This is a genomic window from Jhaorihella thermophila, assembly GCF_900108275.1.
Lineage (GTDB): Bacteria > Pseudomonadota > Alphaproteobacteria > Rhodobacterales > Rhodobacteraceae > Jhaorihella > Jhaorihella thermophila.
On record NZ_FNVD01000007.1, the window covers coordinates 116,409 to 131,298 of the forward strand.

General features: G+C 65.9%; 13 protein-coding genes and 1 tRNA gene. 4 read left to right on the forward strand and 10 right to left on the reverse strand.

From position 1 onward, the window contains the following. Positions 1-57: 57 nt before the first annotated feature. Both C4S70_RS10125 and C4S70_RS10130 read right to left on the reverse strand, forming a co-directional pair. Complete coding sequence (locus tag C4S70_RS10125; RefSeq protein WP_104007991.1) at positions 58-711, reverse strand: protein-L-isoaspartate O-methyltransferase family protein; 654 nt, start codon at positions 709-711, stop codon at positions 58-60. 158 nt (positions 712-869) lie between these two features. Further along, on the reverse strand, positions 870-2,459 hold the full coding sequence (locus tag C4S70_RS10130; protein ID WP_104007992.1) for an NAD(P)H-hydrate dehydratase: 1,590 nt from the start codon (positions 2,457-2,459) through the stop codon (positions 870-872). A gap of 179 nt (positions 2,460-2,638) precedes the next feature. On the opposite strand from C4S70_RS10130, the gene C4S70_RS10135 reads away from it, so the two are divergent. The 3 genes from C4S70_RS10135 (at position 2,639) to C4S70_RS10145 (ending at position 4,829) form a co-directional block, all read left to right on the forward strand. Continuing rightward, complete coding sequence (locus C4S70_RS10135) at positions 2,639-2,977, forward strand: P-II family nitrogen regulator (RefSeq protein WP_104007993.1); 339 nt, start codon at positions 2,639-2,641, stop codon at positions 2,975-2,977. Between the two features lie 33 nt (positions 2,978-3,010). Beyond that, positions 3,011-4,417: a type I glutamate--ammonia ligase gene (glnA, locus tag C4S70_RS10140; RefSeq protein WP_104008079.1), complete on the forward strand. Its 1,407-nt coding sequence runs from the start codon at positions 3,011-3,013 to the stop codon at positions 4,415-4,417. A 336-nt stretch (positions 4,418-4,753) separates the two neighbouring features. Next, a tRNA-Thr gene (locus tag C4S70_RS10145) sits at positions 4,754-4,829 on the forward strand. A 235-nt stretch (positions 4,830-5,064) separates the two neighbouring features. On the opposite strand, the gene C4S70_RS10150 is transcribed toward C4S70_RS10145, so the two are convergent. From C4S70_RS10150 to rocF, 8 genes are all read right to left on the reverse strand, one after another. Then, positions 5,065-5,727 carry a class II aldolase/adducin family protein gene (locus C4S70_RS10150; RefSeq protein ID WP_104007994.1) on the reverse strand — a complete coding sequence of 221 codons (663 nt, stop codon included), beginning with the start codon at positions 5,725-5,727 and terminating at the stop codon, positions 5,065-5,067. After that, positions 5,724-6,821 carry an S-methyl-5-thioribose-1-phosphate isomerase gene (gene mtnA / locus C4S70_RS10155; protein WP_104007995.1) on the reverse strand — a complete coding sequence of 366 codons (1,098 nt, stop codon included), beginning with the start codon at positions 6,819-6,821 and terminating at the stop codon, positions 5,724-5,726. Before mtnA ends, C4S70_RS10150 begins: the two co-directional genes overlap by 4 nt. Positions 6,822-6,887: 66 nt before the next feature. Further along, on the reverse strand, positions 6,888-7,376 hold the full coding sequence (locus C4S70_RS19095) for an HU family DNA-binding protein (protein ID WP_235003786.1): 489 nt from the start codon (positions 7,374-7,376) through the stop codon (positions 6,888-6,890). Between the two features lie 176 nt (positions 7,377-7,552). Next, a complete protein-coding gene (gene lon / locus C4S70_RS10165) occupies positions 7,553-9,961 on the reverse strand; it encodes an endopeptidase La (protein ID WP_104007997.1) in 2,409 nt (802 codons plus the stop codon). A gap of 195 nt (positions 9,962-10,156) precedes the next feature. Next, complete coding sequence (gene tgt, locus C4S70_RS10170; protein ID WP_104007998.1) at positions 10,157-11,287, reverse strand: tRNA guanosine(34) transglycosylase Tgt; 1,131 nt, start codon at positions 11,285-11,287, stop codon at positions 10,157-10,159. A 73-nt stretch (positions 11,288-11,360) separates the two neighbouring features. After that, positions 11,361-12,419, reverse strand: a complete 1,059-nt coding sequence (locus C4S70_RS10175) for an ornithine cyclodeaminase (protein WP_104007999.1) — start codon at positions 12,417-12,419, stop codon at positions 11,361-11,363. Further along, complete coding sequence (gene ctlX / locus C4S70_RS10180) at positions 12,416-13,354, reverse strand: citrulline utilization hydrolase CtlX (protein WP_235003787.1); 939 nt, start codon at positions 13,352-13,354, stop codon at positions 12,416-12,418. The genes C4S70_RS10175 and ctlX overlap by 4 nt, the downstream gene beginning before the upstream one ends. Then, on the reverse strand, positions 13,351-14,280 hold the full coding sequence (gene rocF, locus C4S70_RS10185) for an arginase (protein WP_104008000.1): 930 nt from the start codon (positions 14,278-14,280) through the stop codon (positions 13,351-13,353). The genes ctlX and rocF overlap by 4 nt, the downstream gene beginning before the upstream one ends. A gap of 110 nt (positions 14,281-14,390) precedes the next feature. On the opposite strand from rocF, the gene C4S70_RS10190 reads away from it, so the two are divergent. Beyond that, positions 14,391-14,816, forward strand: a complete 426-nt coding sequence (locus C4S70_RS10190) for an Lrp/AsnC family transcriptional regulator (protein ID WP_104008081.1) — start codon at positions 14,391-14,393, stop codon at positions 14,814-14,816. Positions 14,817-14,890: the final 74 nt, after the last annotated feature.

A 14,890-nucleotide genomic window follows, 5' to 3' on the forward strand; every position in this document is an offset into this window, starting at 1 on the left:
GCCTTTCCATGTCCCGAACAATATCGCCGGCGCCGACTTCAGCACCGCATAACGTTGTCACAATGCGAATTCATGCTCTCTTTCAAAGCCGGGAAGCACCCGGGCCGAGGCATTGAACTCGAACCGCCAGGACACCGCACCGCCGACCTTGAGCCCGGTTTTCACCGTGCCCAGCGCGCCGTCCATGAAGATCGCGGCGATCCGGCCGCCTTCCTTCAGCTGATCGATCAGCGCATCGGGCACGCGTTCGACCCCGCCTTCGATCACGATGACATCATAGGGCCCGTGCTCGGCGGCGCCTTCGGCCAGCGGGCCGGCATGGACGATCGCATTGTCGGCCCCGATCTCGGCCAGCAGCGGTTCGGCCTCGGCGGCCATGGCTTCGTCCTGCTCGACACCGACCACGGCCTGCGCCATCCGCGCGATCACCGCGGTCGAATAGCCCAGCCCGCAGCCCACATCCAGAACCAGATCGTCCGGGCCGATGGACAGAGCGTCCAGCATCTTCGCCAAAGTCCGAGGCGGCAGCAGCTCGCGCCCGCCGCCGAGATCGACACATTCGTCGGCATAGGCGGCCTCGCGCCGGGCGTCCGGCACGAACAGTTCGCGCGGCACCTCCAGCATCGCCTCGATGATCGGGAACTTGGTCACGTCCGAGGGCCGAATCTGGGTATCGACCATGACGCGGCGGCGGGTGGCGAAATCGGTCATTGCAGCGCTCTCTCGCTCTTTCGGGTCGAAGCGCTTTTGCCACATCCCCGCACCGCCGGCAACGGGCTGCATCGGGAAAACGCAGTCGCCGCCCCTGCGCGAGGTGCGACAGATCGGCCCTTGCCGCGCCCGCATCGACGGCTCCGACGCCGCGCAGTCTATACCCCCAGCGCCGCCAGCACGCCAGGAAGCGCCTCGGGCAGGTCTTCGGCGATCACCCCCGGGCCCACGGCCCGCGCGCAGTCCACATGCAGCCACACGGCGGTTTCGGCCGCTGTCACCGGCGGCAGGCCGCGCGCCAGAAGCCCCGCGATCAGCCCCGCCAGAACATCCCCCGCCCCGGCGGTGGCCAGCCAAGGGGCCGCGCGGTCGCCATGGGCGGAATGCACCGCCGCCGCCCCGCCCGGCGCCGCGATCACCGTATCAGGCCCCTTGAACAGGACCACGCAGCCGGCCCGGTCCGCCGCCTCGCGCGCGGCGTCCACCTTGGAGTAGGCCGGTCCGCTGCGCGGCGGTTCGGCCAGGCGGGCGTGAATGTCGGGAAAGAGGCGTGCGAATTCGCCGCCATGGGGTGTCAGCACGCAACCGTCATGCAGCACGCCGGACAGCCCCGAATCGCCGGCCAGCAGCGTCAGGGCGTCCGCGTCCAGCACGGTCGCCCGCCCCGCCTCCAGCGCCGCCTTGACCAGCGCGGCCTGGGCCTCGGCCGTGCCAAACCCCGGCCCCAGGCACAGGGCGTTGAACCGGCGGTCCGCGAGCAGCGCCGACAGCGCCGCGCCATCCGCGATCCGGCGCAGCATCAGGGCGGTGATCTGGCAGGCGACCTCCTGCTGCGCGGCCGGCGGCACGCCCAGAGTCACCAGTCCCGCCCCCACCCGCAGCGCCGCCCGCGCGGCCAGCCGCGCCGCACCGGTCCGCCCGGCCCCGCCGCTCAGCACCAACGCGTGTCCGTGGCGGTATTTGTGATCGGCGTCGCTCTTGGCCAGGCGCTCGGGCGCGATCGTGCAGGCGCGCGCAACAGGGCCATCCGTTTCGCGCAACAGACCGCCGCCGGACCGGATCCCGATCGGCTTGACCGCCACATGACCCGCCGCGATGGTGCCCGGATCCAGCCGGTGCCCCAGCCGGGGACGCTCGAAGGTCACGGTCAGGTCGGCGCCGGGACGCGCATCCGGGTTCTGCGCGGCGATCACCGCGACGTCGAACAGCGCCCGCCCGCTGTCCGAGCAATAGCCCGACGGCATGTCCACCGCGACCACGCGGGTGCGGGACACGGTGCCGCGCATCCGGGCCAGACGTCTCAGGGCGGCGGTCGCCCGGTCGTCCAGCGGGCGCGACAACCCGGTTCCGAACAGCGCATCCACAGCCAGATCGGCCCCTGCGCCCGCCTCGCCCGCGTTGAATGCCTCCAGCGGCGCGACCGCCCCGCCGGCTGCCCGCCATCTGTCGCAATTCGCCTTGGCATCGGCGGGCAGGCGCGCCGGGTCGCCATAGGAGAAAACGTCAACCCCCCAGCCCCAGCCCCGCAGCAGACGGGCGATCACATACCCGTCGCCGCCATTGTTTCCCGGACCGCACAGCACCACCGCCCGGCCCGGCACCGCAGCCAGGTCGGGCCAGTGCGCGAACACGGCCTCAACCACGCCCCGCCCCGCGGCCTCCATCAGGTCAAGCCCGGTCAGCCCGCCCTCGGCCATCGCCCGCCGTTCGATCGCGCGCATCTGCTCTGCCGTGAGAAGTTCGCTCATTTCGGTCCCTCGTCCTGTGCTCACGATTCAAAACTGCCCGCAATTTGTGCAGCTCGCCCAAATTTCGATCACAACGCCGGCACAATTTCCGACTGCGCGCCGTCCCTGACCGTATCCGATTGTGCCCTGCCACAAGAAGTGATCTGACGCGCAATGACAAGGATGCGAGGAGTGCCGCGATGAAGAAGATCGAAGCGATCATCAAGCCGTTCAAGCTGGACGAAGTCAAGGAGGCGCTGCAGGACGCCGGCGTCCAGGGACTGAGCGTGATCGAGGTCAAGGGCTTCGGCCGGCAGAAGGGGCATACCGAGCTTTATCGAGGCGCCGAATATGTCGTGGATTTCCTGCCCAAGGTGAAGATCGAGGTCGTCCTTGATGATGATCAGGTGGACGGCGCCATCGACGCCATCGTGGGGGCGGCGAAAACCGGCAAGATCGGCGACGGCAAGATCTTCGTCAGCCCGGTCGAACAGGCCATCCGCATTCGCACCGGCGAAACCGGGCCGGACGCGCTGTAACGCAGACAATTTCCAATCAAGAGGACAATGGAAATGAGCAAGGACGCAGTTCTTCAGCTGATCAAGGAAGAAGAGGCGGAATACGTAGATATCCGCTTCACCGACCCGCGCGGCAAGCTGCAGCACGTCACCGTGCTGGCCGACCAGGTGGACGAGGACTTCCTGGAAGAAGGCTTCATGTTCGACGGCTCGTCGATCGCCGGCTGGAAGTCGATCGAAGCCTCGGACATGAAACTGATGCCCGACACCGACAGCGCCTATGTCGATCCGTTCTACGCCGAAAAGACCGTCTGCATCCATTGCTCGGTCGTGGAACCCGACACCGGCGAACACTACGAGCGCGACCCGCGCGGCACCGCCCAGAAGGCCGAGGCCTATCTGAAGTCCTCGGGCATCGGCGACGTGGCCTATTTCGGCCCCGAGGCCGAATTCTTCCTGTTCGACGACGTGCGGTTTTCCAACACCATCAACAAGGTGTCCTATCAGGTGGACGCCACGGATGCGTCGTGGAACACCGATGCCGAGTTTGAAATGGGCAACATGGGCCACCGTCCGGGCGTCAAGGGCGGCTATTTCCCGGTCAACCCGGTGGACGAGGCGCAGGATCTGCGTTCGGAAATGCTGTCGACCATGAAGCGGCTGGGGATGAAGGTGGACAAGCACCACCACGAAGTGGCCAGCTGCCAGCACGAGCTGGGCCTGATCTTCGACAGCCTGACCCGGCAGGCCGACGAGCTGCAGAAATACAAATACGTCATCCACAACGTCGCCCACGCCTATGGCAAGACCGCGACCTTCATGCCGAAACCGATCGCGGGCGACAACGGCACGGGGATGCATGTCAACATGTCGATCTGGAAGGACGGCAAGCCGCTCTTTGCCGGCGACAAATATGCCGATCTCAGCGACGAGGCCCTGTGGTTCATCGGCGGCATCCTCAAGCACGCCCGGACGCTGAATGCTTTCACCAACCCGTCCACCAACAGCTACAAGCGCCTGATCCCCGGTTTCGAGGCCCCGGTCCTGCGTGCCTATTCGGCCCGCAACCGGTCGGGCTGCGTGCGCATTCCGTGGACGGAATCGCCGAAAGCGAAGCGCGTCGAGGCCCGCTTCCCCGACCCGTCGGCGAACCCCTACCTGTGCTTTGCGGCCCTGCTGATGGCCGGCCTGGACGGCATCAAGAACAAGATCGATCCGGGCGAGGCGATGGACAAGAACCTCTATGACCTGCCCGCCGAGGAACTGGCCGGTATCCCGACCGTCTGCGGCAGCCTGCGCGAGGCGCTGGATGCGCTGGCCGCCGACCACGACTTCCTGCTGCAGGGCGACGTGTTCACCAAGAACCAGATCGACGGCTACATCGCGCTGAAGATGGAAGAGGTCGAACTTTACGAACACACCCCGCACCCGGTGGAATATCAGCTCTACTACAGCTGCTGATCCCTGCCTGCGCGGCGGGACGCGCGCGCCGTGTCCCGGAATGCAGCCTGAACATGATGCGCCCCGCCGACCTGCCGGCGGGGCGCATTGTCTTGTGAGGCGTATCGAACCACGCCCCCAGCGGCCGCCCCCCAAATTGCCGCGAAAACCGTTGGTTGGCCAGGTTTCACGCAGGACGCGATCGCCGCTTTTTTGCGTTGCACGGCACCGCGGGTTCGGATAAACGGCTGCTGCGCACCGCGCTCGGCCCATCGGACGATCGGGCCTTCGGTCTTTCCGGGCCAGGCTCGCACCTCGGGCCGGGCACGGTGGGAATTGACGGTCGCAGAGAAGAATGCCGGTGTAGCTCAGCTGGTAGAGCACGTCATTCGTAATGATGGGGTCGGGGGTTCGAGTCCCTTCACCGGCACCATTCTTCTCTCGCAAGGCGCTGTCATGTTCATGGTCAAGATCATGGCGCGATGTCAGCCTAACAGGCGCCCGCCACGACCGCGGCCCTTTCCTGTCTGATCCAGCATTGCCGGTTTCGCCCGCTGGACAAGCGCTGAGGCGCGGGCACCATGCCACGCCTCAAACGGACCGGGAAAATTTCCACCAAGCCGAAGCGCGGCATTCCACCACGCCGGACGGCCGAACGGATCGAGGCGTCAGTCCGACTTGAAACCGTAATTGCCGAAGCTGACCATGACCTCGTCGATTTCCGCCGCGCTCAGGATATGGGGTTTGCCAACGCTGCGGGCGAGGATCCAGCTGCGCGCTAGGGTTTCCAGTTCGATCATGCGCCACAGTGCCTTGTCGAGCGTTTCGCCCACAACCACCGCGCCGTGATTGGCCATGAGACAGCCGTGGCGGTCGCGCATGGCGCGGGCGACCTCGTCGCACAGATCCTCACCGCCGAACAGCGCATAGCCGGCCAGCGGCACGGTGTTGCCGCCAAAGGCCGCGACCATGTAGTGGCAGGCGGGGATCTCTTCGCGGTTGATGGCAAGCGCGGTGCAATGCACCGGGTGGGCGTGGACCACCGCGTGCATGTCGGGCTTGTCCCGCAGGAGCCGCTGGTGAAAGCGCCATTCGGTTGAGGGTCTCGGCCCGACGGGTGCGGGTTCGGCGGCGTCGAGCGGAACCGAAACGATCATCTGGGGCGTCATCGCCTCGTAAGGCACCGCCGAGGGCGTGATCAGCATCGCGCCGCCAGCCCGAACCGAAACATTGCCCGAGGTGCCCTGATTGATCCCCAGCGCATTCATCCGCAGGCAAGCGTCGATAATGGCCTGCCGGATTTCGATGCGGTCGGTGTAGGGCGTCTTCATGCCGCCGCCCGTTCGGGGAAGAGCGCCGCCAGCCCCTCGGCCGAGGCCGCGCAGACGCCGCGTTCGGTGATGAGCCCGGTCACCAGCCGGCCCGGCGTGACGTCAAAGGCCGGGTTGGCCGCGCCTGTCCCGTCGGGCGTCACGCGGACGGCGCCGATCCCGCCATCGCCCAGCGCCCCCTGAACATGGGTCACCTCGCCCGCGTCGCGTTCCTCGATCGGGATTTCCGCCACGCCGTCGGACACCGTCCAGTCGATCGTGGGCGAGGGAAGCGCGACGTAGAAGGGCACGCCGTTGTCTCGCGCGGCGAGCGCCTTGAGATAGGTTCCGATCTTGTTGCAGACGTCGCCGGTGCGCGTGGTGCGGTCGGTGCCGACGATCACCATGTCCACCAGACCGTGCTGCATCAGATGCCCGCCGGCATTGTCGGTGACATAGGCGTGCGGAATGCCGTGGCTGCCCAGTTCCCAGGCGGTCAGCGCGCCCTGGTTTCGCGGGCGGGTTTCATCCACCCAGACATGGATGGGCAGGCCCGCGTCATGGGCCTGATAGATCGGGCTGGTGGCGGTGCCCCAGTCCACCGTCGCGATCCAGCCCGCATTGCAGTGCGTCAGCAGGCGCACGGGCTCTCCGGTTGGTTTGCGGGCGGCGATTTCCCGAATTATCTCAAGCCCGTGCTCGCCGATCCTGCGGTTGATTTCCACATCCTCGTCGGCGATCGCATGGGCCAGTTCCAGCGCCGCCGCGGCGCGGTCCCGGGACGCGAGGGGGCGCAGTGCATTACGGCAGCGGTCCAGCGCCCAGCGCAGGTTGATCGCCGTGGGGCGGGTGGCGTTCAGCTGCTCCCATGCCGCGTCCAGGTGCGCATCCGACGGGTCCAGCCGCATCGCCAGCGCCATGCCATAGGCCGCCGTCGCCCCGATCAGCGGCGCGCCGCGCACCCGCATCTGGGTGATCGCATCGCAGAAATCCTGCAGAGTCGCGACCGGCTGCACGCGAAAGTCATGCGGCAACCAGCGCTGGTCGATGATTTTGAGAACCTGCTCGCCCCGGTCCCACCAGAGCGAACGGTAATGTGTGCCGTTGACCTTCATCGGGCCGCTCCATCGCCGTTCTTGCCGCTACCGCAGTGGCACAGCGCGGCCACCCATTGCAAGAGGTCAGCCGGCCTGGAACTCCGGCGCGTCCGAGCGATCAGTAGTGCCGCCGGCGGTCTGACGGACCCGGCAGACGATGACCCGCGCGCCGTCCTTTTCCTCGACCCGGTTGATGCGCACCTTGCCCAGACCCGGCAGGTTCAACTCGCGCCCCTCGGCCAGCATCTCGCCCAGCACGGCCAGCGTGGCTTCGGCCGCGGGCTTGGCGTCGCGCTTCTTCACGCCGGATGTCGCGACAACGCGGTCGATCAGTTCCTTCTTGCGCAGATCGGGCGCGGGTTCGGAAGCCGCTGCCTTGACCACCTGCGGCATCGGCGTCGGCGCCGTTACAGATGGCTGTTCCGGTGCGGGTGCCGGTTCAGCCTTTGCCGATGCCGATTTGGCCGTCTTGACTGTCTTGGCCGACCGCGCGGAGGTGGTCTTGCGCGTTGTGCGCGTTGCGGTGGATTTGACGCTGGTCGTCTTGCGGGTGGCGGCTCTGCTCGTTGCCATGGTCCTGCTTTCTCTTTGAGTTTTTGTCATTTTCTACTTCAGCATCCGCATTTATCCAAGCTTTTCGGCACATTTCGCCGGTCAAACCGGTCATGACCCCAGATATGGTGCGTAAAAGACGCAAAAAGGGCGGACCCCCGAAGGCCCGCCCCTGTTGCGTCCCAATGCCGAAGCGATCAGTGCGCGGTCTGCGCCGCCTCGCTGCCGGCGGCCGCGGCCGCCTTGGCCGCGGCGGCCTCCTCGGCGGCCTCGTCCCACTCGATCGGCTCGGGCTGGCGCACCAGCGCGCGCTCCAGCACCTCTTCGACGGTTTCGACCGGGATGATCTCCAGACCTTCCTTCACGTTGTCCGGGATCTCGGCCAGATCCTTTTCGTTCTCCTTCGGGATCAGCACCGTCTTGATGCCGCCACGCAGCGCGGCCAGCAGTTTCTCCTTGAGCCCGCCGATCGGCAGCACATGCCCGCGCAGCGTGACCTCGCCGGTCATGGCGACATCCTTGCGCACCGGGATGCCGGTCAGCACCGACACGATCGAGGTGACCATGGCGATCCCCGCCGAAGGCCCGTCCTTGGGCGTGGCGCCCTCGGGCACATGAACGTGGATGTCCCAGCGATCGAACTGCGGCGGCTTGATGCCGATCCGGGGCCCGATGGAGCGGACATAGCTGGATGCGGCCTCGATCGATTCCTTCATCACGTCGCCCAGCTTGCCGGTGGTCTTCATCCGGCCCTTGCCGGGCAGGCGCAACGCCTCGATCGACAGCAGCTCGCCGCCCACGCTGGTATAGGCGAGCCCCGTGACCACGCCGACCTGGTCCTCCTTCTCGGCCAGACCATAGCGGAACTTCTTGACGCCGAGGAACTCCTCGATGTTGTCCTCGGTGACCACGACGCGCTCGGCCTCGCCCTTGACGATCTTTGTCAGCGCCTTGCGGCAGAGCTTGGCGATCTCGCGTTCGAGGTTCCGCACCCCCGCCTCGCGGGTGTAATGCCGGATGATCGCGGTCAGCGCCTCGTCGGTCAGCTCGAACTCCTTGGCCTTGAGCCCGTGGTTCTTCACCTGCTTGGGAATCAGGTGACGCTTGGCGATCTCGCGCTTTTCATCCTCGGTGTAACCGGCCAGCGGAATGATCTCCATCCGGTCCAGAAGCGGCCCCGGCATGTTGTAGCTGTTAGCCGTGGTCAGGAACATCACGTTCGACAGGTCATATTCGACCTCGAGATAGTGATCGACGAAGGTGTTGTTCTGTTCCGGATCCAGCACCTCGAGAAGCGCCGCCGCCGGGTCGCCGCGGAAGTCCTGGCCGAGCTTGTCGATCTCGTCCAGAAGGATCAGCGGGTTGGTGGTCTTGGCCTTCTTCATCGCCTGGATGATCTTGCCCGGCATCGACCCGATATAGGTCCGCCGGTGGCCGCGGATCTCGGATTCGTCGCGCACCCCGCCCAGGCTGATGCGGATGAACTCGCGCCCCGTGGCGCGCGCCACGCTCTTGCCCAGCGAAGTCTTGCCGACGCCCGGAGGCCCGACGAGGCACAGGATCGGACCCTTCATCTTCTGGCTGCGCTGCTGCACGGCCAGATATTCGACGATCCGTTCCTTGACCTTTTCCAGCCCGTAGTGGTCGGCGTCCAGGATCTCCTGCGCCCGCTTGAGATCCTTTTTGACCCGGCTCTTCTTGCCCCACGGGATCGACAGCAGCCAGTCGAGATAGTTGCGCACCACCGTCGCCTCGGCGCTCATCGGGCTCATGGACTTGAGCTTCTTGAGCTCGGATTCGGCCTTTTCGCGCGCCTCCTTCGACAGCTTGGTGTTGGCAATCTTCTCTTCCAGCTCGGCGATCTCGCTGGCGCCCTCGTCGCCGTCGCCCAGCTCTTTCTGAATGGCCTTCATCTGCTCATTCAGGTAGTATTCGCGCTGGGTCTTCTCCATCTGGCTCTTGACGCGGGTCTTGATCCGCTTCTCGACCTGCAGGACGCTCAGCTCGCCTTCCATCAGGCCATAGACCTTTTCCAGCCGCTCGCTGATCACCAGCGTCTCGAGCAGATCCTGCTTTTGCGCGACGTCGATGCCCAGATGCCCGGCCACGAGATCGGCCAGCTTGCCCGGATCGGTCGCCTCGCTGACGGCGGCCAGGGCTTCGTCGGGGATGTTCTTGCGCACCTTGGCGTAGCGGGCGAATTCGTCCGCCACCGTGCGCAGCAGCGCCTGCGTGGTGGCCGCGTCGCCCGGCACCTCGGTCAGTTCCTCGGCGACGGCCTCGAAATAGGCGTCATTGTCAACGAATTCGGTGATCTTCACCCGGGTCTGGCCCTCGACCAGAACCTTCACGGTCCCGTCGGGCAGTTTCAGCAGTTGCAGAACATTCGCCAAGACGCCGGTGCGGTAGATACCCTCCGCCATGGGGTCGTCCTCGGACGGGTCGATCTGGCTGGACAGCAGGATCTGCTTGTCATCTGCCATGACCTCTTCCAGCGCCCGGACGGACTTTTCCCGCCCGACGAACAGCGGCACGATCATGTGCGGGAACACGACGATGTCCCGCAGGGGAAGGACGGGATATGTAGTGTTGAGAGGGTCTTGCATGCTCTATCCTTGGTGTTGGCAAGACGACCGGTCCCTGTAAGGCAACGCTGGCCGTCTCCTTTTCTGGTTCCTTGGAATATGGGGCGCGGCGTGCGCGATTCAACCGACCCAAGGGCCTGTCGAAGAATGGCCCTGCACGCCCAAATGCGCAAGGGCGCAATTTGGGCGATTTTCATGCGTCCGGGGCGGACGCGATCAAAGCGGTTCTATGTCGCCGAGCGCCCGCCGGGCGTGAAATTCGGCCTCCCACGCGGCAAACCGGCCCTCGGCGATGGCCGCGCGCATCCCCGCCATCAGCTCTTGGAAATAGTGCAGGTTGTGCCATGTCAGCAGCATGGCGCTGATGATCTCGTTGGCGCGGAACACATGATGCAGGTAGGCCCGCGAATAGCCGCGGCAGGCGGGGCATGTGCAGGATTCGTCCAGCGGGCGGGGATCCTCGCGGTGGCGGGCGTTCTTGATGTTGAGCACACCGTGGCGGGTGAACACCTGCCCCGTCCGGCCCGACCGCGACGGCAGCACGCAGTCCATCATGTCGATGCCGCGCTTGACCGCGCCAACGATGTCGTCGGGCTTGCCCACCCCCATCAGATAGCGCGGCTTGTCCACCGGCAGCATGTCGGGGGCGAAATCCAGCGTGGCAAACATGGCCTCCTGCCCCTCGCCCACGGCGAGCCCGCCCACCGCGTAGCCGTCGAACCCGATCGCCTTCAGCGCCTCGGCCGATTCCTCGCGCAGATCGCGTTCCAGCCCGCCCTGCTGGATGCCGAACAGCGCGTGGCCGGGGCGGTCGCCGAAGGCATCGCGGGACCGCTGCGCCCAGCGCATGGAAAGGCGCATCGATTCGGCGATCCGCGTCCGGTCGGCGGGCAGCGCGGGGCATTCGTCGAACGCCATCACGATGTCCGACCCCAAAAGCCGCTGGATCTCCATCGACCGCTCGGGCGTCAGTTCATGGCGCGAGCCGTCGATATGGCTGCGGAAGGTGACTCCGCGCTCGGTCAGCTTGCGCAACTCGGCGAGACTCATCACCTGAAACCCGCCTGAATCGGTCAGGATCGGCCCATGCCAGTTCATGAAACGGTGCAGCCCGCCCATGCGGTCGATCAGTTCCGCCGTAGGGCGCAGCATCAGGTGGTAGGTGTTGCCAAGGATGATGTCGGCGCCGGTTTCCCGCACGCTTTCGGGCAGCATCGCCTTGACGGTGCCGGCGGTGCCCACCGGCATGAAGGCGGGCGTTCGGATCTCGCCGCGCGGGGTGCGTATCACGCCCGTGCGGGCCTTGCCGTCGGTCGCATGCAGGTCAAAGCTGAATCCCTGGGTCATCTCGGTCCGGTCCCTTCTGAACGGGCGGCTTCTGCACCGAAAACCGCCCCCTTGGCAAGGGACCGGACGCTGGTCACGCCGCGCTTGCCGTCTTGGACCGCAGAAGCATCCCGAAAAGGTCGCGCGGGTCGTCCGGGTCGGCCAGCATGTCGAGCTCCTGATAAAGCCCGGTGCCGCGGATCCGGTCGCGGACATAGCGCAGGGCGCTGAAATCCTCGATGGCAAAGCCCACGCTGTCGAACAAGGTGATCTGCCGGTCGCTCGTCCGCCCCTGTGCCGCGCCGGTAATCACCTGCCACATCTCGATCACCGGATGGTCGGGGTCGAGCTGTTGGATCTCGCCCTCGATCCGGGTCTGGGGCGGGTATTCCACGAAAATGTCCGATCGCAGCAGGATGTCGCGGTGCAGTTCGGTCTTGCCGGGGCAGTCGCCGCCGATCGCATTGATATGCACGCCCGCGCCGACCATGTTGTCGGTCAGGATCGTGGCATATTGCTTGTCGGCGGTGCAGGTGGTGATGATCTGCGCCCCCTCGATCGCCTCTTCGGCGGTCCGGCACTTGACCACGTTGACGCCCTGACCTGCGAGGTTGCGGGCGCATTTCTCGGTCGCCGCCGGATCGATGTCATAAAGACGCACCGTCTTGAGCCCGCAGACCGCCTTCATCGCCAGCGTCTGGAACTCGGACTGCGCGCCATTACCGATCATCGCCATGGTATCGGCCCCCTTGGGCGCCAGATACTTTGCCACCATCGCCGAAGTCGCCGCCGTGCGCATCGCCGTCAGCAGGGTCATTTCCGTCAGCAATGTCGGATAACCCGTTGCCACATCGGCCAAAAGGCCAAAGGCGGTGACGGTCTGAAGCCCCTCCTTGGTGTTTTTCGGATGGCCGTTGACGTATTTGAAGCCGTAAGCTTCCCCGTCCGAGGTCGGCATCAGCTCGATCACGCCTACCTCGGAATGCGATGCCACGCGTGGGGTCTTGTCAAAGCTTTCCCAGCGGCGGAAATCGGCCTCGATATAATCGGCCAGTTCGCGCAACATGGGCTCCACCCCGATCAGGTGGATGAACTGCATCATGTGATCGACAGAGACGAAGGGCACCAAGGCCCTTTCCGAGGGTTGTGTCATGCGGCAATCCTTTCGGACTTGGAAACGGCCCGACGGCTCAGGTGGATGCCTGCGATCATGCAGCGCACCGACCCGCCGGCGGTCTCGATGGTGGGAACGGACAGCGGTAGCAGCCGCGCAGATCGCTCGATGACGGCGATCTGATCCGGGCGCAGCGCCTCCAGCGCCCGAGCCGACAGCGCCAGCAGGCGGCGCTCGCCCTCCAGCTCGATGGCGTTGCCGGCAAAGGCGGCGATCTGGGCCGGCGTCAGGTCGATCACCGCGCGCCCGGTCTCGGCCAGCCGGTCGGCCACCTCGCGCCGGCGGACGGGATCGGTGATGAGGCTCAGCCCGATCAGCGCGAAATCGGTGCCGATCCCCATCAGGACATTGGTGTGATAGATGGCCCGCCCCGCCTCGTCGGCGGCATCGAACGCCATCGGCTCGAAACTGAAATGGGTGCAGAAACGCTCCAACAGAACCGGGTCGGCCCGGCGCGAGCGCGCCACATAGGCCACTCGCCCGATATGGTCGAGCACCATCGCCCCGGTGCCTTCCAGCGCCAGCCCGTCCAACTCCAGCCCGGAATAGTCGATCACGTCCTGCACGCGATAGGCGCGTTTGAGCATGTCGATCACGTCCCAGCGCCGTTCGCGGCGGCGGTTTTCGGCGAACATCGGGTAGATGGCGACATGGCCGCCGGCATGGGTGGAAAACCAGTTGTTCGGAAACACGCTGTCGGGCGTGTCGCGGTCGCCGAAATCGTCGAAGACATGCACCGTGACCCCCGCGTTGCGCAGGGTTTCCACCGCAGTGTCGAACTCGGCCAGGGCACGGGCGGCGATCTCCGGCCCGTCGCCGGCAACCTGAAAGGCGTTGTCGCCGCTGGTCTCGGGGTTCGACCGGAACGCGTGCGGACGGATCATCACGATATCGGACGGGGCTTGCAGGCTCATGACAGGTAGCTCCGTGTCGGGCGGTCGAATACGCGGCGCCCCAGCGCGCTGGCGGCCAGGTCCACCATCAGCTGTGCCGTGCGGCCGCGTTCGTCCAGAAACGGGTTCAACTCGACGAGGTCCAGCGAAGTCATCAGCCCGCTGTCGCAGATCATCTCCATCACCAGGTGGCCTTCCCGCACCGTGGCGCCGCCCGGCACGGTGGTGCCCACGGCAGGCGCCACCATGGGGTCCAGGAAATCCACGTCCAGCGACACATGCAACATGCCGCCGGCCGCTGCCACCGTCTCCAGGAACGCAGCCAGCGGCCGGGCGATGCCCTGCTCGTCGATCTCGCGCATGTCGTGATAGCGGATCCGCGTGCCTTCCAATGCCTTCCGCTCTGCCGCATCGACCGACCGCAGGCCCATGATGCAGATGTTCTCCTGCGGCACCGGGTTTTCCACCTTTGGGAAACCGCCGAATCCGGGCCGCCCGGTCACATAGCCCAGCGGCGTGCCGTGAAGGTTGCCGGAATCGGTCGTCTCGGGTGTGTGAAAGTCGCTGTGCGCGTCCAGCCACAGCACGAATTGCGGCCGCCCCTTCGAGGCCGCATGGTTCGCCACCCCCGCGACGGAGCCCAGCGACAGGCTGTGATCCCCGCCCAGAAAGATCGGCAGGCCGCGATCCATCTGCTCCTCGGCCACACGGATCAGCCGGTTGGTCCAGCCAATGGTTTCGTTCGGCGCGAAAAGATGCGTCTCACCGGTATCCGGCGCATGCTCGGCCGGGGCCAGGTTGCCGATATCCTCGACCCTGTGGCCAAGCGCGCGCAGCGCCCGCGCCAGCCCGGCGGTTCGATAGGCGTCCGGCCCCATCAGGCAACCGGGTCGGCGTTTGCCGCTGTCCACGGGGGCCCCGATCAGAATGCAGGTCTTCGTCTTCATCTTCGGATCTGTCCGTCCGCGTTGCGGCCTGAAAATTTCTCCGAAACGCGTTGAAAACCAGTTGGCATTTTGCTCAATATGGATGCTGGCCGGCCATTTCGAAAGATATCATGGACAAAACGGACGAACGCCTGATCGCCGCCCTGCGCCACGACGCGCGCGCCTCGCTGTCGGATCTGGCCGCGCAGCTGGGACTGTCGCGCACCACGGTGCGTGCGCGGCTGGAAAAACTGATCCGCACCGGCGACATCGTGGGCTTCACCGTCGTGCTGAAAGAGGACACGATACGCGACCCGGTGCGCGGGTTGATGATGATCGGCATCGAGGGCCGCGGCGCCGGGCGGATCACCCGCCAGCTTCAGGGCATGCGCGAGGTGCGCGCGATTCATACCACAAACGGCCGCTGGGACCTGATCGTTGAACTCGGCACCGAAACGCTGGAGGATCTCGACGCGGCTCTCGCCCGCATCCGCAGCCTCGAAGGCGTCAGCACGTCGGAAACCAACCTGCTCCTAGCGACCAAGAAATCGACCTGAAACGCCCCCCATTCTCTTCATCTTGCCGAAAATACTCCGGGGGAGCGCGAGGGGGCAGCGCCCCCTCGCACCGG